Annotated in this window: 22 protein-coding genes and 1 riboswitch; of the genes, 13 read left to right on the forward strand and 9 right to left on the reverse strand. The window is 73.2% G+C overall.

From position 1 onward, the window contains the following. Window positions 1-30 precede the first annotated feature (30 nt). On the reverse strand, window positions 31-1,347 hold the full coding sequence (gene thrC, locus ACZ42X_RS24810; protein ID WP_468294427.1) for a threonine synthase: 1,317 nt from the start codon (window positions 1,345-1,347) through the stop codon (window positions 31-33). Further along, window positions 1,341-1,488: riboswitch (SAM riboswitch) on the reverse strand. Its footprint overlaps the gene before it by 7 nt. Before the next feature lie 116 nt (window positions 1,489-1,604). Between thrC and ACZ42X_RS24815 the strand changes: the two genes are divergently transcribed. Both ACZ42X_RS24815 and ACZ42X_RS24820 read left to right on the forward strand, forming a co-directional pair. Next, on the forward strand, window positions 1,605-2,561 hold the full coding sequence (locus ACZ42X_RS24815; RefSeq protein WP_468294107.1) for a glucosyl-3-phosphoglycerate synthase: 957 nt from the start codon (window positions 1,605-1,607) through the stop codon (window positions 2,559-2,561). 45 nt (window positions 2,562-2,606) lie between these two features. Further along, the gene (locus tag ACZ42X_RS24820) at window positions 2,607-4,058 is read left to right on the forward strand and encodes an alpha,alpha-trehalose-phosphate synthase (UDP-forming) (protein ID WP_468294110.1); all 1,452 of its coding nucleotides are present in this window, start codon (window positions 2,607-2,609) and stop codon (window positions 4,056-4,058) included. Between the two features lie 500 nt (window positions 4,059-4,558). Here the strand turns inward: ACZ42X_RS24820 and otsB are convergent, their stop codons facing one another. Genes otsB through ACZ42X_RS24835 form a run of 3 tightly spaced genes read right to left on the reverse strand, consistent with a single transcriptional unit; the run spans window position 4,559 to window position 6,917 of the window. Next, window positions 4,559-5,410, reverse strand: coding sequence for a trehalose-phosphatase (gene otsB, locus ACZ42X_RS24825; protein WP_468294114.1), 852 nt, complete (start codon window positions 5,408-5,410; stop codon window positions 4,559-4,561). A gap of 36 nt (window positions 5,411-5,446) precedes the next feature. After that, window positions 5,447-5,677, reverse strand: coding sequence for a DUF3263 domain-containing protein (locus tag ACZ42X_RS24830; RefSeq protein ID WP_361417252.1), 231 nt, complete (start codon window positions 5,675-5,677; stop codon window positions 5,447-5,449). Between the two features lie 22 nt (window positions 5,678-5,699). Next, complete coding sequence (locus ACZ42X_RS24835) at window positions 5,700-6,917, reverse strand: extracellular solute-binding protein (protein ID WP_468294429.1); 1,218 nt, start codon at window positions 6,915-6,917, stop codon at window positions 5,700-5,702. 179 nt (window positions 6,918-7,096) lie between these two features. Here ACZ42X_RS24835 and ACZ42X_RS24840 point away from each other — a divergent pair, with 179 nt between their 5' ends. The 5 genes from ACZ42X_RS24840 (at window position 7,097) to ACZ42X_RS24860 (ending at window position 12,152) form a co-directional block, all read left to right on the forward strand. Further along, window positions 7,097-7,999 (forward strand): SIS domain-containing protein, encoded by a 903-nt coding sequence (locus ACZ42X_RS24840; protein ID WP_468294117.1) that lies wholly within the window; start codon window positions 7,097-7,099, stop codon window positions 7,997-7,999. 140 nt (window positions 8,000-8,139) lie between these two features. Continuing rightward, a complete protein-coding gene (locus ACZ42X_RS24845; protein ID WP_468294432.1) occupies window positions 8,140-9,051 on the forward strand; it encodes an ROK family protein in 912 nt (303 codons plus the stop codon). After that, window positions 9,051-10,202, forward strand: coding sequence for an N-acetylglucosamine-6-phosphate deacetylase (gene nagA / locus ACZ42X_RS24850; RefSeq protein WP_468294120.1), 1,152 nt, complete (start codon window positions 9,051-9,053; stop codon window positions 10,200-10,202). Before ACZ42X_RS24845 ends, nagA begins: the two co-directional genes overlap by 1 nt. Window positions 10,203-10,330: 128 nt before the next feature. After that, window positions 10,331-11,260, forward strand: a complete 930-nt coding sequence (locus ACZ42X_RS24855; RefSeq protein WP_468294122.1) for a 1-phosphofructokinase family hexose kinase — start codon at window positions 10,331-10,333, stop codon at window positions 11,258-11,260. 25 nt (window positions 11,261-11,285) lie between these two features. Beyond that, window positions 11,286-12,152, forward strand: coding sequence for a class II fructose-bisphosphate aldolase (locus tag ACZ42X_RS24860; protein WP_468294125.1), 867 nt, complete (start codon window positions 11,286-11,288; stop codon window positions 12,150-12,152). Window positions 12,153-12,167: 15 nt separating this feature from the next. On the opposite strand, the gene ACZ42X_RS24865 is transcribed toward ACZ42X_RS24860, so the two are convergent. After that, entirely contained in the window at window positions 12,168-13,115 is a 948-nt protein-coding gene (locus ACZ42X_RS24865) for a CBM35 domain-containing protein (RefSeq protein ID WP_468294128.1), read from the reverse strand. Window positions 13,116-13,274: 159 nt separating this feature from the next. After that, a complete protein-coding gene (cdgB, locus tag ACZ42X_RS24870) occupies window positions 13,275-14,966 on the reverse strand; it encodes a diguanylate cyclase CdgB (RefSeq protein ID WP_468294130.1) in 1,692 nt (563 codons plus the stop codon). Window positions 14,967-15,261: 295 nt separating this feature from the next. On the opposite strand from cdgB, the gene ACZ42X_RS24875 reads away from it, so the two are divergent. Further along, window positions 15,262-15,804, forward strand: coding sequence for a flavin reductase family protein (locus tag ACZ42X_RS24875; RefSeq protein WP_468294133.1), 543 nt, complete (start codon window positions 15,262-15,264; stop codon window positions 15,802-15,804). Window positions 15,805-15,818: 14 nt separating this feature from the next. Here ACZ42X_RS24875 and arfB read toward each other — a convergent pair whose 3' ends face one another. Then, window positions 15,819-16,256 carry an alternative ribosome rescue aminoacyl-tRNA hydrolase ArfB gene (gene arfB, locus ACZ42X_RS24880; protein ID WP_468294136.1) on the reverse strand — a complete coding sequence of 146 codons (438 nt, stop codon included), beginning with the start codon at window positions 16,254-16,256 and terminating at the stop codon, window positions 15,819-15,821. A gap of 129 nt (window positions 16,257-16,385) precedes the next feature. Between arfB and ACZ42X_RS24885 the strand changes: the two genes are divergently transcribed. Then, window positions 16,386-16,961, forward strand: coding sequence for a TerD family protein (locus ACZ42X_RS24885; protein WP_468294139.1), 576 nt, complete (start codon window positions 16,386-16,388; stop codon window positions 16,959-16,961). 63 nt (window positions 16,962-17,024) lie between these two features. Continuing rightward, the gene (locus ACZ42X_RS24890; protein ID WP_361417225.1) at window positions 17,025-17,540 is read left to right on the forward strand and encodes a GNAT family N-acetyltransferase; all 516 of its coding nucleotides are present in this window, start codon (window positions 17,025-17,027) and stop codon (window positions 17,538-17,540) included. A 36-nt stretch (window positions 17,541-17,576) separates the two neighbouring features. On the opposite strand, the gene ACZ42X_RS24895 is transcribed toward ACZ42X_RS24890, so the two are convergent. Then, window positions 17,577-18,971 (reverse strand): M1 family metallopeptidase, encoded by a 1,395-nt coding sequence (locus ACZ42X_RS24895; protein ID WP_468294142.1) that lies wholly within the window; start codon window positions 18,969-18,971, stop codon window positions 17,577-17,579. A gap of 26 nt (window positions 18,972-18,997) precedes the next feature. Continuing rightward, window positions 18,998-19,558: a GlcG/HbpS family heme-binding protein gene (locus ACZ42X_RS24900; protein ID WP_468294145.1), complete on the reverse strand. Its 561-nt coding sequence runs from the start codon at window positions 19,556-19,558 to the stop codon at window positions 18,998-19,000. Between the two features lie 151 nt (window positions 19,559-19,709). Here ACZ42X_RS24900 and ACZ42X_RS24905 point away from each other — a divergent pair, with 151 nt between their 5' ends. From ACZ42X_RS24905 to ACZ42X_RS24915, 3 genes are read left to right on the forward strand one after another with little or no spacing between them, the layout of a single operon-like run. Beyond that, a complete protein-coding gene (locus tag ACZ42X_RS24905) occupies window positions 19,710-20,948 on the forward strand; it encodes a sensor histidine kinase (RefSeq protein WP_468294148.1) in 1,239 nt (412 codons plus the stop codon). After that, window positions 20,945-21,544, forward strand: coding sequence for a response regulator (locus tag ACZ42X_RS24910; protein ID WP_468294151.1), 600 nt, complete (start codon window positions 20,945-20,947; stop codon window positions 21,542-21,544). Before ACZ42X_RS24905 ends, ACZ42X_RS24910 begins: the two co-directional genes overlap by 4 nt. Window positions 21,545-21,596: 52 nt before the next feature. Continuing rightward, complete coding sequence (locus ACZ42X_RS24915; protein ID WP_468294154.1) at window positions 21,597-22,097, forward strand: hypothetical protein; 501 nt, start codon at window positions 21,597-21,599, stop codon at window positions 22,095-22,097. Window positions 22,098-22,122 lie beyond the last annotated feature (25 nt).

Genomic DNA, 22,122 nt, shown 5'->3' on the forward strand with positions numbered 1-22,122 from the left:
TGATGCCTTTCAGTACGAGCTCAGGTCGGGTCAGGCCAGGCCGGCGTCGCGGAACGCGTCCAGGCTCGGGCGGATCGTGGCGGTCGCCTGCGAGGTGGCGGCCACGGCGTCGAGGGTCTTCAGGCCGTCGCCCGTGTTGAGCACGACCGTGGTGAGGGACGGGTCCAGCACACCAGCCTCGATGAGCTTCTTCGTCACGCCCACGGTCACACCGCCCGCCGTCTCCGCGAAGATGCCCTCCGTACGGGCCAACAGCTTGATCGCGTCGACCACCTGCTCGTCGTTGACGTCCTCGACCGCGCCGCCGGTGCGGCGGGCGATGTCCAGGACGTACGGGCCGTCGGCGGGGTTGCCGATGGCGAGCGACTTGGCGATGGTGTTCGGCTTCTGGGGGCGTACGACGTCGTGGCCGGCCTTGAAGGCGGCCGACACCGGGGAGCAGCCCTCCGCCTGGGCGCCGAAGATCTTGTACGGCTTGTCCTCGACCAGGCCCAGCTTGATGAGCTCCTGCAGCCCCTTGTCGATCTTCGTCAGCTGCGATCCGGACGCGATCGGGATGACGAGCTGGTCGGGCAGCCGCCAGCCGAGCTGCTCGCAGATCTCGTACGCGAGCGTCTTCGAGCCCTCCGCGTAGTACGGGCGGAGGTTGACGTTCACGAAGCCCCAGCCCTCGCCGAGCGGGTCGCCGATGAGCTCGGAGCAGAAGCGGTTGACGTCGTCGTAGTTGCCCTCGATGCCGACCAGGTCACCGCCGTACACCGCGGCCATGACGACCTTGCCCTGCTCCAGGTCGTGCGGGATGAACACACAGGAGCGGAAGCCGGCCCGGGCGGCGGCGGCGCCGACCGCGCCCGCCAGGTTGCCGGTGGAGGAGCAGGACAGGGTGGTGAAGCCGAAGGCGCGGGCGGCCTCCAGGGCTTGGGCGACGACGCGGTCCTTGAAGGAGTGCGTGGGGTTGCCGGAGTCGTCCTTGACGAAGAGCTTGCCCGGCTCGACGCCGAGCTCGCGGCCCAGGTTGTCGGCCTGGACGAGCTTGGTCCAGCCCGGGTTCAGGTTCGGCTTGTCCGCGACGTCGGCGGGGACGGGCAGCAGGGGCGCGTACCGCCAGATGTTGGCGGGCCCGGCCTCGATCCGCTTGCGCAGGGCCTCGGGGTCGCCGCTCGGCAGGTCGTACGCGATCTCGAGCGGCCCGAAACACTGCTCGCAGGCGAAGAGGGGGCCGAGGGGGAAGCGCTCACCGCATTCGCGACAGGAGAGGGCGGAGGCGGGCCCGAGGTCGACGTTCTGGGTGGCGTCCGGGGTGGCGACGGTCTGTACAGCCATGGAGGCGAGGCCCTTTCTCCTCATCTTCCTCATGGCGCACTTCGCCATGAGACGGATTTGGCACCTTCCCTAGCCGGGGCCTCGCGTTGCGCAGATGTGCGAGTGCCGACTGGAGGGTTGCCGGGGCTTCAACGGGCCGTATCCCTCTGCCCCTCTGGATGAGCGGTATTCGATTGTGTGCGCGGGGGACCCGACAGGTGACGGTCATCCGCGTTGTTCAAGACTGTAACCGAACCCCTGGACGCTTGAGATGGTCGTCCGATACGCGAGATGGAGATCACGTGCTGGAAGAGGTGGAGCGCTGGCTGGACCGGCGGTCCTGGTCCGTTGCGGAGCGACCGCTCGACCGGCTGCTCGCGGCGAAACGCGGGGCGACCCGCGGTACGACCGTCAGTGTCGTCCTGCCGGCGCTCAACGAGGAGGCGACGGTCGGCGAGATCGTCACAGTGATCCGCCGCGAGCTGATGTCCGGCGCCGTGCCGCTGGTGGACGAGCTGGTGGTGATCGACTCGGGCTCGACCGACCGTACGGCGGAGGTGGCGCGCGCGGCCGGGGCGCGGGTGGAGCACCGGGACGCGATACTCCCCCGGATACCGGCGCTGCCCGGCAAGGGCGAGGTGCTGTGGCGGTCGCTGTTCGTGACGAGCGGCGACATCGTGTGCTTCGTCGACGCGGATCTGGTCGACTTCTCGGCGGACTTCGTGTCCGGGATCGTGGGGCCGCTGCTGACCGACCCGTCCGTGCAGTTCGTGAAGGCGATGTACGACCGGCCGCTGGGCGGTGCCGTCGGCCAGGGCGGGCGGGTGACGGAGCTGGTGGCGCGGCCGCTGCTGAACCTGCACTGGCCGCAGCTGGCCGGGTTCGTCCAGCCGCTGGGCGGCGAGTACGCGGCGCGGCGCTCGCTGCTGGAGCGGCTGCCGTTCCCGGTGGGGTACGGGGTGGAGCTGGGCCTGCTGGTGGACGCGCTGCACACGGTGGGGCTCGACGCGCTGGCGCAGGTGGACGTGGGCGTGCGCAAGCACCGGCACCAGGACGACCGGGCGCTGGGGCGGATGGCGGCGGCGATCTACCGGACGGCGCAGCTGCGGCTGTCGCGGGGGCACCTGGTGCGGCCGCGGCTGACGCAGTTCGACCGGGGGGAGACGGGGTTCGTGCCGCGGACGCACGCGGTGGACACGGAGGAGCGGCCGCCGATGGCGAGTGTGGCGGAGTACACACGGCGGCGGCGCGTGGCGTGACGGGCGTACGTTTGAGCGTTTCGGCTACGGGCTAGGTTCGTCTCCATGGCGCCCCAGATTCTCGTTGCTTCGAACAGAGGTCCGGTCAGCTACGTGCCGCGTGCGGACGGCACGCTCGACGCCCGGCGCGGCGGGGGCGGGCTGGTCTCGGGCCTGTCCGCGATCGGGCCGGACGCGGGGGCGCTGTGGGTGTGCGCGGCGCTGGGCGACGGCGACCGGGAGGCGGTGCGGCGCGGGATCTCCGAGCCCGGTGTGCGGATGCTCGACATCGACGCGGCGACGCACTCGGCGGCGTACAACGGCATCGCGAACTCGGTGCTGTGGTTCGTGCACCACATGCTGTACCAGACGCCGCTGGAGCCCGTGTACGACGCGGAGTTCCGGCGCCAGTGGGACGCGTACCGGCTCTACAACCGGGCCTTCGCGGCGGCGCTGGCGGCGGAGGCGGACCGGGACGCGACGGTGATCATCCAGGACTACCACCTGGCCCTCGCCCCCGGCATGCTGCGCGAGCTCCGCCCCGACCTGCGGATCGGGCACTTCTCCCACACGCCGTGGGCGCCGCCGGAGTACTTCCGGATGCTGCCGGACGACATCGCCGAGGAGCTGCTGCTCGGCATGCTGGGCGCGGACCGCCTCGGCTTCCTCACCTCGCGGTGGCGGCGCGCCTTCCAGGACTGCTGCCAGGCGGTGCTCGGGCACTACGACGGGATGGCGTACTGGCCCCGGGACCAGGAGCCGAGCTTCGAGTACCGCATCCCGGGCCACCAGCGGCGGCGGACGTACCTGGGGGTGCACGGCCTGGGCGCGGACGCGGACTTCCTGCGCGAGCGGTCGCGGCGGGCGGACGTGGACGACCGGATGGCGGCGCTGCGGGAGCAGATCGGCGGGGCGGACCGGCGCGTGATCGTCCGCGTGGACCGCACGGAGCTCTCCAAGAACATCGTGCGCGGCCTGCTGGCGTACCGCGCCCTCCTGGAACAGCGCCCGGAGTGGCACGAGCGGGTGGTCCACCTCGCCTTCGCCTACCCCTCCCGGCAGGACCTGCCCGTGTACCGCGAGTACACGGCGCGGGTGTCGCAGCTGGCGGACGAGATCAACGCGGAGTACGGCCGCGACGGCTGGACCCCCGTCATCCTCCACGTCGAGGACGACTTCGCCCGCTCGCTGGCCGCCTACCGCCTCGCGGACGTGGCCCTCGTCAACCCCATCCGCGACGGCATGAACCTCGTCGCCAAGGAGGTCCCCGTCGTCTCCGACCGGGGCTGTGCGCTGGTGCTGTCGCGGGAGGCGGGCGCGTACGAGGAGCTGCGCGACGAGGCGATCACCGTGAACCCCTACGACGTGACCGGCACGGCCGAGGCGCTCCACGAGGCCCTGACGATGCCGACGGCGGAACGCGACGAACGCACGAAGCGCCTCGCCTCCGCGGCGACGGCGCTCCCGCCCCACCAGTGGTTCCTGGACCAGCTGCACGCGCTGCGGGAGCTGGGCTAGGGGCCTGGTCCCCCACCCCTCCCCCTACGCCCTGGCGGGCGCGGGGGGACCCCCACTTCCCGTAACCGGGGCTCTGCCCCGGACCCGGGGGTGTCGTGTATGTGGGGGCTGACGCCCCCACCCCCCTTGGGCGCGCCCGCTTCGCGGCGCGAAGCCGCCGCCCCAGGGGTGCGGGGCGCAGCCCGCACAGCCGGCCCGCTGCCACAGCGGGCGCGGCGCGAAGCTGCCGCCCCAGGGGGTGCGGGGTCCAGCCCGCACAGCCGGCCCGCTGCCACAGCGGGCGCGGCGCAAAGCTGCCGCCCCAGGCACGGGGCCCCAGCTCTCGTCTCGCCGCCGCCGCACGGATGTGCAGGGGCGGCGCGAAGCTGCCGCCGTAGGGGGTGCGGGGCGCAGCCCCGCTAACCCGACCCCGGGGGTCTGGGGGCGCAGCCCCCAGTTACGGGAAGTGGGGGTCCCCCCGCGCCCGCCAGGGCGTAGGGGGAGGGGTGGGGGAAAGGCCCTCAGCGCCCGGACACCTGACGCGCCAGCGACTGCAGGAGGTCCACCACCGCCGGCGGGCCCGGGACCGCCAGGTCCGCGCGGGTGGCGAGGTCGGGGACCTCGGCGCTGGCGCTGCAGATGAGGAGGCCCGGGGTGCCGTCGGAGCGGAGTTTCTCGACGGCCGCGAAGGCGGGGAGGTCGCCGAGGTCGTCACCGGCGTACAGGACCGTCGTGGCGCCGGTGGCGCGGACGTGGTCCGTGAGGGCGACGCCCTTGTCCATGCCCGGGGGCCGCAGCTCCAGGACCAGGCGGCCGGGCTCCAGGACCAGGCCGTGGCGGGTGGCGAGGTCGGCGAGGGGCTCGCGCAGGGCGTCGAAGGCGGCCTGCGGGTCCTCCGCGCGGCGGGTGTGGACCGCGACCGCGCGGCCCTTCTCCTCCGTCCAGGTGCCGCGCCAGGCGCCCGCGCGGTCCAGGACGCCCGGCAGCTCCGCGCGGACCGCCGCGACGCCCGGGTGCTCCGGGGCCGCGCGGACCGTGCCCGTCACGGCGTCCCAGCGCTCGGCGCCGTAGTGGCCGAGGACGACGAGGTGTTCCAGGCCCGGTACGCCGGCGAAGCCGCCGTACCGTACCGCCACGCCCGCCGGGCGGCCGGTGATCACGGCGATGGACGCGACGTGCGGCGCCAGCGCCGCGAGGGCGGCGACCGCGCCGGGGTGGGCGCGCGCCTGCTCGGGGTCGTCGACGATCTCGGCGAGGGTGCCGTCGAAGTCGAGGCCGATGACCGCCCGCTCCGGATGGGCCAGGAAGGAGTCGAGGCCCTCGCGGCCGGCGCTGGTGGTGGGGCGCGGCAATGCGTTCTGTTCGGTGCCCATGAGCGGAAACCTATCCACCGGCGCCGGTGGACACACCTACCGCCGGGCCTCCCGCGCCGCCCGCACCCGCCGCAGCCGGTTGACCGTCACGGGGTCGTGCCGCAGCGCCCTCGGGTCGTCGAGGAGCGCGTTGAGCAGCTGGTAGTAGCGCGTCGGCGACAGGCCCAGCTGCTCCCTGATCGCCCGCTCCTTCACGCCGGGGCCCGGCCACGAGCGGCGCTCCATGGCCAGGACGGCCTGATCACGAGCACTGAGGTCGGCGGTCATATGAAGAACATAGCGACTCGGGCTACTCGGCCGCTTCCGCGTCCGTCGCCGCCTTCGCTATCCCCTGCAGCACCGCCTCCGGGTCCCCGTCCGGCGCCACCGCCTGGCCGATGGTGCGCTTGACGCTCTCGCTGACCTTCGCCCACGACGTCTCGCCCACCGGGTACAGCTCCGACGTGGGCAGCGCGTCCAGGAACGGCTTCAGGTCCGCGTGCTCGGGGTCGGCGGCCATCGCGCTGTTCGCGGTGACGGTGACCGGGAGGATGTCGTACCGGTCGGAGAACTCCAGCACGTTCTTGTCCTGGTAGACGAAGTCCAGGAACGCGCCGGCCTCCCGCCGGTGGCCGTTCTGCTTGAAGGCCATCATCCAGTCGGCGACGCCCATCGACGCCTTGGCCCTGCCGTCGGCGCCCGGCAGCGGCACCGTGCCGACCTTCACGCCCGCCTTCTCGGCCGTCTGCATCAGCGTCGGGTGCCCGTTGAGCATGCCGACCTCGCCGCGCGTGAAGGCGTCGAACGCCTGCTGCCGGTCGAGCTTGCCGGGCGCGACGGGGCCGGTCAGGCCGGGGCCGACGAGCTCGTTCTTGAGCCACGTGAAGGTCTTGACGTTGTCGACGGAGTCGATCTCGTACGAACCGCCGCTGTCGTCGCGGTAGCCGCCGCCCCCGCTGAGCATCCACTGCATGGTCTCGGCCTGGGCCTCCTCGGAGCCCAGCGGCAGCGCGAAGGGGTACTTCACGCCCTCGTCCTTCAGCTTGGCGGCGGCCGCCGCGAGGTCGGCCCAGGTCTTCGGCGGCTTGACGCCCGCCTTGTCGAAGAGGCCCTCGTTGAAGAAGAGCAGCCGCGTGCTGGCGGCGAACGGCATGCCGTACTGCACCCGGTCGACCTCGCCGGCGCGGGCCAGCAGCGGCAGGAAGTCGGCCTGGGTGGGGACGGAGAGCAGTTCCTCCGCCTTGTAGAGCTTGCCCTGCTTGGCGTAGTCGGCGTACGCGCCGATCTGCGCGAGGTCGGGCGCCTCGCCGCGGTTCACCATCTCGGCGACCTCGCGGTCGACGTCCTTCCAGGACAGCACCTTCACATCGATCTTGATGTGCGGGTGGGTCTTCTCGAACTCCTTGGCAACGTTGTCCCAGTACGCCTTCGACGTGTTGGACTCGTTGCTTCCGTAGTCGGCGGCGACCAGCTTGAGGGTGACGCCCTCGGAGTCACCCGCCCCGCAGGCGGACAGGCTCGCCGTCATGCCGAGTGCGGCCACCGCCGCGGTCAGTCCCAGAGAGCGGCGTCGCTGCACAGCCTTGTCCCACCTTCATTCACCTACCGAGGGGATGAGGTCTACACCACTGGGTATCGCTTCCACAACTCCGGTCTGCTAGACCGGCAGGGACCTGTACGCGTACGAACGCCGTAGGAGTCCCTCGCATGTCCCGTACCGCAGCAGAGATTGCCACCCAGCCGGCCTGCTGGCGCCGCGCCGCCGAGGCCGCCGCGTCGTTCGCGGAGGGGCTCCCGCGCCCCGGCGAGCGGGTCGCCGTGACCGGGTGCGGCACGTCGTGGTTCATGGCGATCGCGTACGCGGCGCTGCGGGAGGCGGCGGGACACGGCGAGACGGACGCCTTCGCGGCCTCGGAGTTCCCGTCCTCGCGCGCGTACGACCGGGTCGTGGCGATCACCCGCTCCGGGACGACGACCGAGGTGCTGCGGCTGCTGGACGAGCTGCGCGGGCGCGGGGTGGCGACGCTGGCGCTGACCGCCGACCCCAAGACGCCGGTCATGGAGGCGGCGGACGCGGTGGCGGTGCTGGACTGGGCGGACGAGGAGTCGGTGGTCCAGACGCGGTTCGCGACGACGGCGCTGGCGTTCCTGCGGGCGGGGCTCGGTGACGTACCGGGTGTGAAGCCGGTCGGCGAGGCGGCGGTGGACGCGGAGCTGGCGGTGACGGAGCCGCTGCCGGAGGCGGTGCTCGCGGCGGAGCAGTGGACGTTCCTGGGCCGGGGCTGGGCGTACGGGCTGGCGCTGGAGGCGGGGCTGAAGATGCGCGAGGCGGCGGGCGCGTGGACGGAGGCGTACCCGGCGATGGAGTACCGCCACGGCCCCATCGCGATCACCGGTCCGGGGCGGGTCGCGTGGGTCTTCGGCGCGCTGCCGGAGGGCCTGGCGGCCGAGGTGGCGCGGGTGGGGGGCACGCTGCACGCGCACGCGACGGCGGACCCGATGGCGGACCTGATCCGGGCGCAGCGGCTGGCGGTGGCGCTGGCGGAGGCGAAGGGGTACGACCCGGACCGGCCGCGCAACCTCACGCGGAGCGTGATCCTGACCCCGTAGCCGTAGGCAGGGTCGTACGGAAAGCGTTTTGTATGCGCTGACAACAATCCACGGGAGTGGACTAGACCTTTCACGGGTTCACGAGCCACACTGTCTCCGTGAGACGACACGTCATCGCCCTCGATGTGGGCGGCACCGGCATGAAGGCCGCCCTGGTCGGAGCCGACGGGGCGCTGCTGTACGAGGAGCGCCGCGCGACCGGCCGGGAGCGCGGCCCCGACGCGGTCGTGGAGTCCATCCTCGGCTTCGCCGCGGACCTGCACGCCCACGGCCGCGAGCGGTACGGCACCGGCGCCGTGGCCGTCGGTGTCGCCGTCCCCGGCATCGTCGACCGCGACCACGGCGTCGCCGTCTACTCCGCCAACCTGGGCTGGCGCGACGTCCCGCTCCGCACCCTGCTGGCCGAGCGGCTCGGCGGGCTGCCCGTCGCCCTCGACCACGACGTCCGCACCGGCGGGCTCGCCGAGGGCCGCGTCGGAGGGGGGCAGGGCACCGACCGGTTCCTCTTCGTCCCGCTGGGCACCGGCATCGCGGGCGCCATCGGCATCGGCGGCACCATCGAGGCCGGCGCCCACGGCCACGCCGGCGAGCTCGGCCACATCGTCGTCCGTCCCGGCGGCCCCGCCTGCGGCTGCGGCCAGCGCGGCTGCCTGGAGGCCGTCGCCTCGGCCGCCGCCGTCAGCCGGGCCTGGGCGGCGGCCTGCGGCGACCCGGCCGCGGACGCGGCGGACTGCGCCAAGGCCGTCGAGTCGGGCGACGAGCGGGCCGTACGCGTCTGGCGCGAGGCGATCGACGCGCTCGCCGACGGGCTGGTCACGGCGCTCACCCTGCTGGACCCCCGCACGCTCATCATCGGTGGCGGTCTCGCCGAGGCCGGGGAAACGTTGTTCACACCCCTGAGGGCGGCCGTCGAGGAGCGGGTCACGTTCCAGAAGCTGCCCGCCATCGTGCCGGCGGCCCTCGGGGACACCGCCGGATGCCTGGGCGCGGGCCTCCTCGCCTGGGATCTGCTCTCCACGGACCCCGCCCCTGACTCGGAGGTACCCGCCTGATGGCCGATCGCACTGTTCTCGCCGGCGCCCGCGTGGTGCTGCCGACCGGGACCGTCGACAGCGGGCGGGTGATCGTCGAGAACGGCCGGATCGCCGAGCCCGCCCACGTACCCGACGGCGTCCCGGCCGTGGACCTCGCCGGGCACTGGGTCGTCCCCGGCTTCGTCGACCTGCACAACCACGGCGGCGGCGGCGCGTCCTTCACCTCCGGCACGGTCGAGGAGGTCCTCCAGGGCGTCCACACGCACCGGCTGCACGGCACCACCACCCTCGTCGCCTCCACCGTCACCGGCGACATGGACTTCCTCGCGCACCGCGCGGGCGAGCTGTCCGAACTCGCCGAGCAGGGCGACATCGCCGGCATCCACTTCGAGGGCCCCTTCATCTCCCCCTGCCGCAAGGGCGCCCACAGCGAGGAGCTGCTGCGCCACCCGGACCCGGCCGAGGTGCGCAAGCTCGTCGACGCCGGGCGCGGCCACGCCAAGATGGTCACCCTCGCCACCGAACTGCCCGGCGGCATCGACTCCGTACGCCTGCTCGCCGAGCACGGCGTCATCGCCGCCATCGGGCACACGGACGCCACGTACGAGCAGACCGTCGAGGCCATCGAGGCGGGCGCCACCGTCGCCACGCACCTGTTCAACGCCATGCCGCCGCTCGGCCACCGCGCCCCCGGCCCCATCGCCGCGCTGCTGGAGGACGAGCGGGTCACCGTCGAGCTCATCAACGACGGCACGCACCTGCACCCGGCGGCGCTGGAGCTGGCGTTCCATCACGCGGGCGCGGCGCGGGTCGCGTTCATCACCGACGCGATGGACGCGGCGGGCTTCGGCGACGGCGTCTACCACCTCGGGCCGCTGGAGGTCGAGGTGCGCGACGGCGTGGCCCGGCTGGTGGAGGGCGGCTCGATCGCGGGCTCCACGCTCACCCTCGACACCGCCTTCAGACGGGCCGCGACGGTCGACGGGCTGCCCGTCGAGTCGATCGTCCAGGCGCTCTCCGCCAACCCGGCGAAGCTGCTCGGCCTGTACGACAAGGTCGGCTCGCTGGAGCCGGGCAAGGACGCGGACCTGGTCGTCCTGGACGCCGACTTCACGCTCAAGGGCGTGATGCGCAAGGGCGCCTGGGTGATCGAGCCCCAGCTGGCCTGATTCCGGCCCGTGCCGACGCGGGGCGCCGGCCTGAGCGGCAAGATTGGCCCTAGGCCAACCGCCCCGCGTTTGGCATGATCAGGGCCCGGAAGACGCCGAAGACGACTGGGCTGGGGGTGCGCCACCACATGATCCTCACGGTCACCCTCAACACCGCCCTCGACCTCACCTACACCGTCGGCGCCCTGGTGCCGAGGTCGTCCCACCGCGTCACCGACGTCACCGAACGCCCCGGCGGCAAGGGCCTCAACGTCGCCCGCGTCCTCGCCTCGCTCGGCCACGAGACGGTGGTCACCGGCTTCGCCGGCGGCACCACCGGCGAGGTCGTCCGCGGCCTGCTCGCCCCGCTGCCCGGCGTGCGCGACGCACTCGTACCGATCGCGGGCGCCACGCGCCGCACGGTCGCCGTCGTCGACGCCTCCACCGGCGACACCACGCAGCTCAACGAACCCGGCCCCGTCGTCTCCCCCGCCGAGTGGTCGGCGTTCCTCTCCTCGTACGACGCCCTCGTCGGCGGGGCGAGCGCCGTCGCCCTGTGCGGCAGCCTGCCGCCCGGGGTGCGCGTCGGCGCGTACGCGGAGCTGATCCGCCGCGCCCGCGCCGCCGGCGTACCCGTGCTGCTCGACACCAGCGGCGAGCCGCTGCGCCGGGGCATCGCCGCCCGCCCCGACATCGCCAAGCCCAACGCCGACGAGCTCGCGCACCTCACCGGCGCCCGCGAGCCGCTGCCCGCCACCCGCGACGCCCGCCGCCGGGGCGCCCACGCCGTGGCCACCTCGCTCGGCCCGGACGGGCTGCTCGCGGTGACCCCCGACGGCACCTGGCGGGCGGCGCCGCCCGCGCCGGTGAAGGGCAACCCGACGGGCGCGGGCGACTCGGCGGTCGCCGGGCTGCTGTCCGCGCTGGTCGAGGGCGAGGCCTGGCCGGAGCGCCTGCGCCGCGCGGTGGCGCTGGCGACGGCGACCGTGCGGGCCCCGGCCGCCGGCGAGTACGACCCCCGGACGTACCAGGAGCTTCTGGACCGGATCACGGTGACGGAGCTGGTCGCAGCCGCGTAAACGGAGCCCTACGGAGGTCCCCGAGATGCCCCTCGTTCCCACCGGCGAGCTCATCGCCCAGGCCAGGGCGGCGCGGCGCGCGGTCGCCGCGTTCAACGTCATCACGCTGGAGCACGCGGAGGCCATCGCGGCCGGGGCCGAACGGACGGGGGCGCCCGCCATCCTCCAGATCTCCGAGAACGCCGTACGGTTCCACGGCGGCGACCTCTCCGCCATCGCCGCCGCCGCGTCCGCCGTCGCCCGCGGCTCCACCGCCCCGCTCGGCCTCCACCTCGACCACGTCGTCTCCCGCGACCTGCTGCACGCGGCGTACGCCGAGGGCTTCGGCTCGGTGATGTTCGACGCCTCGAAACTGCCGTACGGCGACAACGTCAAGGCCACGGCCGAGGCGGTGCGCTGGGGCCACGAGCGCGGCATGTGGGTCGAGGCGGAACTGGGGAGGATCGGCGGCAAGGACGGCGAACCCCCGTTGGACGCCCACACCCCCGGGGTGCGAACCGACCCGGCCGAGGCCGCCGCCTACGTCGCCGACACCGGGGTCGACGCCCTGGCCGTCGCGGTCGGCTCCACGCACGCCATGACCGCGCGCACGGCGACCCTCGACCACACCCTCATCGCCGCCCTGCACGACGCCGTCCCGGTCCCCCTGGTGCTCCACGGCTCCTCGGGCGTCCCGGACCCCGAGCTCCGCGCGGCGGTCGCCGCCGGCATGACGAAGATCAACATCGGTACGGCCCTGAACACGGCCTTCACGGGCGCGGTGCGCGCCTTCCTGGACGCCGACGCCGACGCCGACGCCGGTGCCTCGACCGTCGACCCCCGGAAATACCTCGTCCCCGCTCGCGAGGCGATGACGGGGACGGTGGCGCACTTCCTGACGGTCCTCGGCTGACCGAGGACCGGCCGATCAGGGCGTCCTGACCTCGAGCCAGTCGAGGATGGCGTTGCACTGGTTGCCCTGCTCGCACGAGATCTTGAGCTCGTTCTCGCCCTCCTTGAGGGTGACCGGCGCCCAGGTGGTCTGCCAGTTCTTCTCCCAGTTCGGGTCCGTGGAGCTGATGAAGTTCTTCAGACCGAGGGGGTTCGAGTTCGCCTTGCCGTTGACGGTCAGCGTGGCGTTGGCGTCCTGCGCGGGGATGGCGTAGCGCACGTACAGCTTGTACTCGCCCGCCTTGTCGACCTTCGCCTTCCAGGTGACGGAGGCGCCGACGGCGTTGAAGCCCGTCACATACGCGCCCTCGGTGCCTTCGGCACCCTTCACGTCCTTGGCCAGCACGGCGGGCGCGCCCAGCTGCAGCGTCGCCGCGTCCTGCTTCGGCAGCTCCTGCGGCTTGTCGTCCTCGCCGCCCTTGGAGGGCTCGCCGCTCGGGGACTCCTGGGCCTGGGAGGCGGGGGCCGAGGGGCCGGCCTGGTCGCCCTTGCCCTTGTCGCCGGTGTTGGTCAGGACCGCGACCGTGATGCCGATCACCACGACCAGGACGACCGCGATGGCGCCGATCAGCAGGCCCTTGGTGTTGGGGCCACCGCCCCGGCCGCCGCGCTGCGGGGCCTGCGGGGGCATCGCCTGGGGCGGCGGGCCGTACGTCTCGGGCGCGGCGTACTGCGGCGCGGGGCGCTGCTGCGGCGGGACCTGGGCGTGGCCGTGGCCGCCGTACTGGCGCTCGCCGACCGCGCGGACCTGGTTGTACGACGTTCTCGGCACACCGGGCTGCGCGCCTGCCGCGGGACCGGGATAGCCGTAGCCGCCCTGGCGCGGGGCCTGCGCCCCCGCCGCCTGCCCGTCCGCGTACAGGTAGCCGAACGGATCGTCGTCCTCGGGCGTGCCCGCGCCGTTGCCGTTGTTACCGGCAGCCATCCCTGGTCACTCCTCATCCCTGCTCGCCAGCGGTCACCGACCCGGGCGAGCCTACCCCGAACGGGCTAGGGGGTCCCCCGTGGATCTTGCCGGGCTCGCGTGGCCTGGCACGGGCATCTGCCCCCGCTCCCTGATCCGGCCTGATCCACGGGCGACCCCCTACCCAGCCCGTCGGTGAACCTTGGAGCGGGAGCGCTTCTCTATGTACATGCGCTGGTCAGCGGAGTTCAGGACCTCTTCGACGGACATTCCGCACTCCGCCCAGCCGATGCCGAAACTCGCCCCCACCCGGACCGCGCGGCCGTCGACCCGGATGGGCGGGATGATCGCGTTCCGCAGCCGGACGGCGAGGTCGGCGGCGTCGGCCGCGCCGAGGCCGTCGGCGAGGACGACGAACTCGTCGCCGCCGAGCCGGGCGACGGTGTCGCCGTCCCGGACGCCGGCGGTCAGGCGGCGGGCCACCTCGATGAGGACGGCGTCACCGGTGTGGTGGCCGAACCGGTCGTTGATCGACTTGAAGCCGTCGAGGTCGCAGAAGAGGACCGCGAGCCCCTTCGTCCCGTCGTCGACGTCGTTGTCGGCGGGCGGCGCGACCGTGTGGACGTGGTGGTCGTACGCCCCGGCGGCGTCGGGGCCGAAGTCGAACCCGTGGCCGTGGTTCTGCTGGGGCGGGTGCGGGTGCTGGTTCTCGTACTCGTAGTCGAACTCGTACGCGGCGCTCTCGGGGGCGTACGCGTCCGGCGTCGACGCCGCCGACCGGACCGCCTGCGGGCGCGCGCACAGCCGGGAACTGAGGCGGGCGCGGAGCTCGGCGCTGTTGGGCAGGCCCGTCAGGGCGTCGTGCGAGGCGCGGTGGGCGAGCTGGAGCTCGTGGCGCTTGCGCTCCTCGATGTCCTCGACGTGGGTGAGCAGGAAGCGCGGCCCGTCGGCGGTGTCGGCGACCACCGAGTTCCGCAGGGACACCCACACGTACGTGCCGTCGCGGCGCCCGAGGCGCAGCTCGGCGCGGCCGCCCTCGGCGGAGGTGCGCAGCAGGGTGCCGATGTCCTCGGGGTGGACGAGGTCGGCGAAGGAGTAGCGCCGCATGACGGAGGCGGGACGGTTCAGCAGCCGGCACAGCGCGTCGTTGGCCCGCAGCAGCCGGCCGTGCTGGTCGCCGCCCATCTCCGCGATGGCCATGCCGGAGGGCGCGTACTCGAAGGCCTGGCGGAACGACTCTTCACTGGCCCGCAGGGCCTGCTGCTCGCGCTCCAGGCGGACCAGCGCCCGCTGCATGTTTGCTCTCAGTCGGGCGTTGCTGATCGCAATCGCGGCCTGCGAGGCGTACATCTGGAGCGCCTCCTGGCCCCAGGGGCCCGGTCGGCGGCCGTTGCGGGGCCGGTCGACGGAGATGACGCCGAGGAGCTCGCGGCCGCTGCCCGAGGCGTACATCGGGGCGTAGAGGCGGTCACGGGGGTGCCACTCGTCCTCGAAACGGGGCTCGGGGCCCTCGGTGTGCCACTGGGGGACGTCGTCCTCTATCAGGACCCAGCCCTCGGTGTGCGGGATGAAGCGCAGGTCCCCCCACGCCTCGCCCATGGACAGGCGGCGCTCCCAGGAGGCGCGCGAGCCGACCCGGCCCGTGATCAGCGCTTCGGCGGCGGCGCTGCCGGCGAAGGCGGCGACGACCAGGTCACCGTCGGGGCGTACGAGGTTGACGCAGGCCAGCTCGTAGCCGAGGCCTTGGATGACGCCGTCGGCGACGGTTTGCAGCGTGTCGGCCAGACTGCGGGCCGTGTTGAGGTTGGCGACGACCTGATGCAGCTGCCGCAGGGTCGCAAGACGGACGTACGGCTCCGACTCGGTCTCCATTGCTCGCTCTCCCCGAGACCTCGACAGCAACTCCAGGGTTCTCATCGGCGCTCGTGTTGCACTGTCATCGGCCACTGAATCACAGCGAGCTGCGCACCCGGTACACAGGGTCAACAATTCCCGGGCTCTGTGACTCAAGTCACAAGTGGTGGGGTCGGGGCGCGTGGGAGGCACTGCGGCGCGGCGTTCCTTTGCTTCCGGCAACTCCCCGGCCACTTCCGGCACAGGGTCCTAGGACCCGGCTGGTCCCTTGGGCCGATGCGGCCGGTAGGCGGGCAAGGTTAGCGTTCCGGGTGTGTTCCCGACGACCCCGCCTTCAGCCCCCGCCGTCCCCCATCCTGAGGGGGTGAGCAACGACGAGTTCCGTGCCGCCATGTCGCGGCTGGCCGCGGGCGTGGTGCTGGTGACCGCGGTCGAGCCGCCGCTGGGCGAGGACGTCGGCATGACGGCGACGGCCTTCATGTCGGTGTCGCTGGACCCGCCGCTGGTCATGGTCAGCCTGCGCAACGGCTCCCGCATGGACGACCTGCTGGACGAGCAGCCGCTGTGGGGCGTCTCGGTGCTCGCCGAAAGCCAGCGGCACATCGCGGGGCGCTTCGCGATGAAGGGCCGCATCAGCGACCGGCTGCTGTTCGCCGACATCCCGTACACGCGCGGCGCGGCGAGCGGCGCGCCCCTGGTGGGCGGGGCCCTGGCCACCCTGGAGTGCCGTACCGAACAGCGCGTGGTGGCGGGCGACCACACCCTGGTGATCGGCCGCGTGCTCGGCGCCGACTTCCCCAGCCCGCAGGGCGAGCCCCTGCTGTACTTCCGCGGCAAGTACCGCCACCTGAGCTGAGGCCGGTGAGGTGACTACGACCAGTCGCGGGACGAGCGTCCGCGCTTGGTCTCGGCGCGCTGCTTCTTCTCCCGCAGGCGGCGCTCGTTGATCCCCCGGGGGATCTTCGTCGCGCGGCGCGGCTTCGGCGGCGGAGCCGTCGCCTCCGCCAGGAGGGACGCCAGCCGCACCGCCGCCGTCTCGCGGTTGCGCCACTGCGAGCGGTGCTCCGAGGCGCGGACACTGATCACGCCGTCCACCAGGCGCCCGCCGAGCCGCTGGAGCGCCCGCTCCTTCCAGACCGGCGGGAGCGACTCCGTACGCGCGAGGTCGAAGCGCAGCTCCACCTGCGAGTCGCTGGTGTTCACGTGCTGTCCGCCCGGCCCGGACGACCTGGAGAAACGCCACATGAGCTCGGCCTCCGGCAGGGAGACCGAACCGCGGATGACATAGGGACCGGACATGCCCACCATGGTCGCGCCTCTGGCGCGGTCACGTCACCCCGTTTTCCCCTTGTTCCCGCTTGAGGAACCGATACGGCTCGCCCCGCGTTATGTGCAGTGACGCCAGTCAAGAATGTCGAGAATTACGAAGGGGACTCCATGGCTGTAAGCCTGTCCAAGGGCGGCAATGTCTCGCTGACCAAGGAGGCGCCGGGTCTGACCGCCGTCACTGTGGGCCTCGGCTGGGACGTCCGCACCACCACCGGCACCGACTTCGACCTCGACGCCTCCGCCATCGGCGTCGACGCCTCCGGCAAGGTCGTCTCCGACGGCCACTTCGTCTTCTTCAACAACAAGTCGACGCCGGACCAGACCATCGTCCACACCGGTGACAACCGCACCGGCGAGGGCGGCGGCGACGACGAGCAGATCAACGTCAACCTCGCGGGCCTGCCCGCCGACGTGGACAAGATCGTCTTCCCGGTCTCCATCTACGACGCGGTCAACCGCTCGCAGAACTTCGGCCAGGTGCGCAACGCCTACATCCGCATCGTCAACCAGGCCGGCGGCGCCGAGATCGCCCGCTACGACCTGAGCGAGGACGCCGCCACCGAGACCGCCATGGTCTTCGGCGAGCTGTACCGCCACGGCGCCGAGTGGAAGTTCCGCGCCGTCGGCCAGGGCTACGCCTCGGGCCTGGAGGGCATCGCCCGCGACTTCGGCGTCAACATCTGACCCGTCGCCCCCTTCGGTACGGCCCCGGCGGCGAAGACCGCGCCGGGGCCCTACTGTTTTCACGTGATCGTCGAACCCCTGGAGGTCCGGGAGGACGGCTCGCTGCCCGGCCCGCTCCTCACCGAGCTGACCGAGCTGTACGCGTCGAACCGGGAGTTCCAGCAGCTCAGCGGGGACTTCCCGGACCCCGGTGACATCCGGCCCGAGCAGGTCGCCGCCTCGCTCGCCGAGGAGCTGGCGCACCCGGACGCCGAGGTGCTGCTCGCCCGTTCGGCGGGGCACGTCATCGGCGTCTCGGTGACCCGGGCGCACCACCCCACCGACCCCGACGACCCGGACCCCTGGATCGGGCTGCTCATGGTCCACGCCCGCGACCACCGCGTCGGCTTCGGCCGCGAGCTCGCCGAGATCGTCGAGAAGCGGTTCCGGGAGGCGGGCCGCCAGGGCGTCAGGCTGGCGGTCCTGGAGAACAACCCCAAGGCGGTCGCCTTCTGGAGGGCGCTCGGGTACGAGGAGCTCGACCGCCGCAAGGACCTGCGGCTCGGCCGCGACTCCGTCGTCATGCGGAAGGCGCTGTAGGCCACGCGCGGCGCCTCCCGGGGACCTCGGCCCTCGTCACGGCCGGGCCGGGCGTTCACCGCCGTACAGCCAGACGTCCCACACCGCGTCCAGGTCCTTGCCGGCCTCCTCCTCCACGTACCGCGTGAAGTCCTCGGTCGAGGCGTTGCCGTGCCGGTGCTCCGCCGGCCAGCCGCTCAGGATCGCGAAGAAGGTGTCGTCGCCGACGGCCTGGCGGACCTTGTGCAGGACCATGGCGCCCCGGCCGTAGACGGGCGCGTCGGAGATCCGCTCCGCCGACGGCGGAGAGGCGGGCGGGAAGGCCCAGTTCGCCGCGTTGGCGAAGGCCTCCTCGAAGCTCTCCTGCGCGGGCTTGTCCTCGAAGTCCTCCGCGTACAGCCACTCGGCGTACGTCGCGAAGCTCTCGTTGAGCCACATGTCACGCCACGTCTCCGGCGAGACCGAGTTCCCGTACCACTGGTGGGCCAGCTCGTGGACGACGAACTCCACCGTGAAGGTGTCCGCCGCGAAGAAGGGCCGGGTCTGCGTCTCCAGTGCGTACGGCACGTCGACGGTCGGGTCCACGATCGCGCCGACGGAGGAGAAGGGGTACGGCCCGAAGTTCTCCGCCTCCCACTCCAGCAGCTCGGGGATGCGGGCGAGCAGTTCCGGGTCCGCCTCGGAGCCCTTGGTGGCGGTGTGGACGGGCAGCCCGGACGGCGTGCGCGAGACCCTGGTCTCGTACCGGCCCACGGCGACCGTCGCGACGTAGCTCGCCATCGGCTCGGCGGAGCGCCAGGCGTACGTCGCACGCCCGCGCCGCGTGCGGTGCTCCTTCAACTCGCCGTTGGACAGCGCCTCGTACCCCTCCGGGACGGTGACGGTGACCGCGTACGTGGCCTTGTCGCTGGGGTGGTGGTTGCCGGGGAACCACGTCATCGAACCGGTCGGCTCGCCCAGCGCCAGAGCCCCGTCGGAGGACTTCAGCCAGCCCTCCTCGGCGTCCTCGTCGGTGAAGGTGAGCGGGACGCCGGAGTAGCGGATCACGGTACGGAAGGTGGCGTCGTCGGCGAGGGCGCTCGCGGGCCGGACGGTGAGCTCCTCGCCGGAGCGGCTCACGGCGGCGGGCTCGCCGTCGACGGTGGCGGACCGCACCGTCAGCCCGGCCAGGTCGAGGTTGAAGGCGCTGAGGGCCTGGGTGGCGCGGGCGGTGATGTCGGCGGTGCCGGTGAGGCGGCCGGTGGCGGGGTCGTAGTCGAGGGTGAGGGCGTAGTGCCGGACGTCGTAGCCGCCGTTGCCGAGCCGGGGGAAGTACGGGTCGCGCAGGCCGGCGGCGCCGGGCTCGGCCGCCACGGCCGCGCCGCCGCCGCTCGTACAGCCCGCGGTGAGGGTTCCGGCGAGCAGCAGGGCGGCGGCGGTCCGCACACGTCTCCGTAAGGGTCGGTGATCCACGCACCGATCCTACGGACGGCCCCCGGTCACTTGCCCAGCGAGGCGACGCCCGCCTGGGCGTACTTCTCGTCGAGGTCGCCGCTGGGCGCGCCCGCCACGCCGATGCCCGCGATCGGCGCGCCGTCGGCCGCGACCGGGGCGCCGCCGCCGAGGAAGAGGGTGCCGGGGATGTCCTTGAGGTTCGGCGCGTTCTGGAGGCGCTTGGCCAGCTCGGACGTCGGGGCGTTCCAGGAGACGGCGGTGAACGCCTTGCGGATGGCGGAGTCGTACGACTGCGGGCCGGCGCCGTCGCCGCGCAGGGTGACGAGGGTGGTGCCGTTGCGGTCGACGACGGCGACCGTGACGCGCTGGTTGTCCTTCTCGGCGGCCTTGAGGGCGGCCTGCGCGGCCTTGGTGGCGGCGTCGATGGTGAGGTGCTGCGTGGTGCGCAGGTGGTGGTCGGAGGCGTCGACCGTCTGCGCGGGCGCGGCGGCCGGGGCGGCGGGCGCGGCGGCGTTCGCCGATATCGCGCCGAAGGTACCGGCGGACAGGGCGGCGGCGGCGACGGCACCGGTCAGGACGCGGGCGCGCAGTGACATCTTCTTCACGGGGGCTCCTTCGTACGGTTCGTATGGTTCACGCGGTTCGGGGGAGGGCTACGCCTTCGATCCTGGGGCCGCCGGCGGGGGTCCGGGGTCAGCCGATCGGTTGATGCCGCGCCGCCGCGCCCGGGCGAGGATGGCGGCGTATGACGGTCGTATGGACAAGGAGCGCGCCGTGGAGCAGGACGCCGACGCCCGCAGGCTGGCGCGGGTGATGCACGCCGCGTTCTTCGCACTGCTCGGCGCCTCGCTGGTGCGGTTCCTGCTGCGCCACCCGTGGGCGGAGCTCGGCCCGTGGGTGGTGGGTCTTTCGGCGGCGCTCGCGGTGCTGTACGTCCTGCCGAGCCCGCGCCGGCTGGCCTGGCTGGGCACCGTCGTCGCCGTGTGGGTGGTGCTGGTGGTGCTGGCGCCGAGCTTCGCGTGGTGCGCGGTGCCGCTCTTCTACACCGGGCTGCGCACGCTGCCGCCGCGCGCCGCGCTCGCGCTGGTGGTGCTGCTGACGGCGTTCGTGGTCGCCGCGCAACTGCGGCTGTCGGACGGCGCCCTGGACCCGAACGTGCTGGTCGCGCCGCCCGCCGTCGCGGCGATCGCCACCGCCGTGTTCCTGCACACGCGGCGGCAGGCGGACCGGCTGGCGGCGACCGAACGGCGCGAGGGCACCCTCGCCGAACGGCAGCGGCTGTCGATGGAGATCCACGACACCCTGGCGCAGGGCCTGTCCAGCCTGCGGATGCTGCTCCAGGCCGCCGACCGCACCTGGGACGTCGACCCGGTGACCGCGCGCCACCATGTGCGTACGGCCGCGTCGATCGCCGAGCGCGACCTCGCCGAGGCGCGCCGCTTCGTCCACGACCTGGCGCCCGCCGACCTCGCGGGCGGCGCGGACCTGGAGGACGCGCTCGCCGCGCTCGCGGCCCGCGAATCGGCCCGTGCACCCCGTGCACCGGCCCGTGCACCGGCACGCGAGTCCGCCGGAGGGCCGGCCCGCGACTCGGCCGGCGCCGCGACCCGCGACTCGACCGCCGCCTGGGCCCGCGACTCGGTCGGCTTCCCGGTCGCCTTCCGCGTCGACGGCACGCCGATCGCCGCCCTGCCCGACCGGGTGCGCTCCGCGCTGCTGCGCATCGCGCAGGGCGCGCTCGCCAACGTCCGCGAGCACGCGGGCGCGACCTCCGCCGCGCTGACCCTCACCTACCTGGACGACCAGGTCGTGCTCGACATCGCGGACGACGGCCGCGGTTTCGACCCCGCCGCCGTACGCAAGGGCCTCCGCGGCCACGGCCTGCCCGCGATCCGGGCGCGCGCCGAACAGCTCGGCGGCACCCTCACCATCGAATCCGCGCCCGGCGAGGGCACGGTCCTGTCGGTCTCGATCCCCCTGGAGCCCCGGCGATGAGCCCCGTACGCATTCTGCTCTGCGACGACCACGCCGTCGTACGCGCCGGGCTGCGCGCCCTGCTCGCCAGCGCGCCCGGCATCGAGGTCGTCGGCGAGGCGGGTGGCGGCGAGGAGGCGGTCGCCATGGCCGCCAAGCTGACTCCGGACGTCGTCCTGATGGACCTCCAGCTCGGGGAGGGCATCGACGGCGTGGAGGCCACGCGCCGCATCGCCTCGCCCGAGGTGCGGGTGCTGGTCCTCACGACGTACGACACGGACGCCGACGTCACCCGCGCCGTCGACGCGGGCGCCACCGGCTACCTGCTGAAGGCGGAGCGCCCGGAGGAGCTGTTCGCCGCGATCCACGCCGCGGCGGAGGGCCGCCGGGCCCTGAGCCGCACCGTCCCGGAGCACCGCGCCCCCTCCCTCACCCACCGGGAGCTCGACATCCTGGGCCAGCTGGCCGGGGGCCTCGGCAACCGCGAGATCGCGCGGGCGCTCTTCATCAGCGAGGCGACGGTCAAGACGCACCTGGGCCGCATCTACGCGAAACTCGGCGTGGACACGCGCGCGGGCGCGGTGGCGGTGGCGAAGGAGCAGCGCCTGCTGCCGTAGGCGGTCGGCGGTGATGCGGGGGCGCTCCCGTGGGCGTGACACCATCGACCACGTGCTCGACATCGGCTACTCCCTCTCCCGCCGCTTCCCCGACCCCCCGCAGACCGACTACCGCCACGCGGACGTCCACGCCCTGCGGCACGACCTCTTCTGCGGCGACGTGTACCTCGCCGACACCGAGACCGACCGCGAGGTGTCCACAGCCTGGGGATGGGTGCCGGTGCTCGACTTCGCGTGGGCGCTGTGCGACATCGTCGAGCGCCTCGACCGCGACCCGCTCGGCAGCCGCTCGGCCAAGCCGCAGTACGCCGAGCTCGACTTCACCGAGTCCTCCGACCGCATGCTCTTCGAGCGCCGCTTCGGCTGGGTGGACGTCGAGGCCGACTGGATGCCGGCCGACGAGCCCCCGCTGACCTTCGGCCACGCCGTGCTGCGCCGCGAGGCCCGCGACTTCCTGCACGACCTGATCGCGGACCTGACGGACATGCACGAGGGTCTGGCGGACAACCCGGCGATCTGGACGCTCCAGTCGCGCTTCCCCAGGATCAGCTGATCGGAGTCCTTGACCTCAAGGGAAC

It is taken from the genome of Streptomyces sp. NPDC030862, assembly GCF_055571835.1.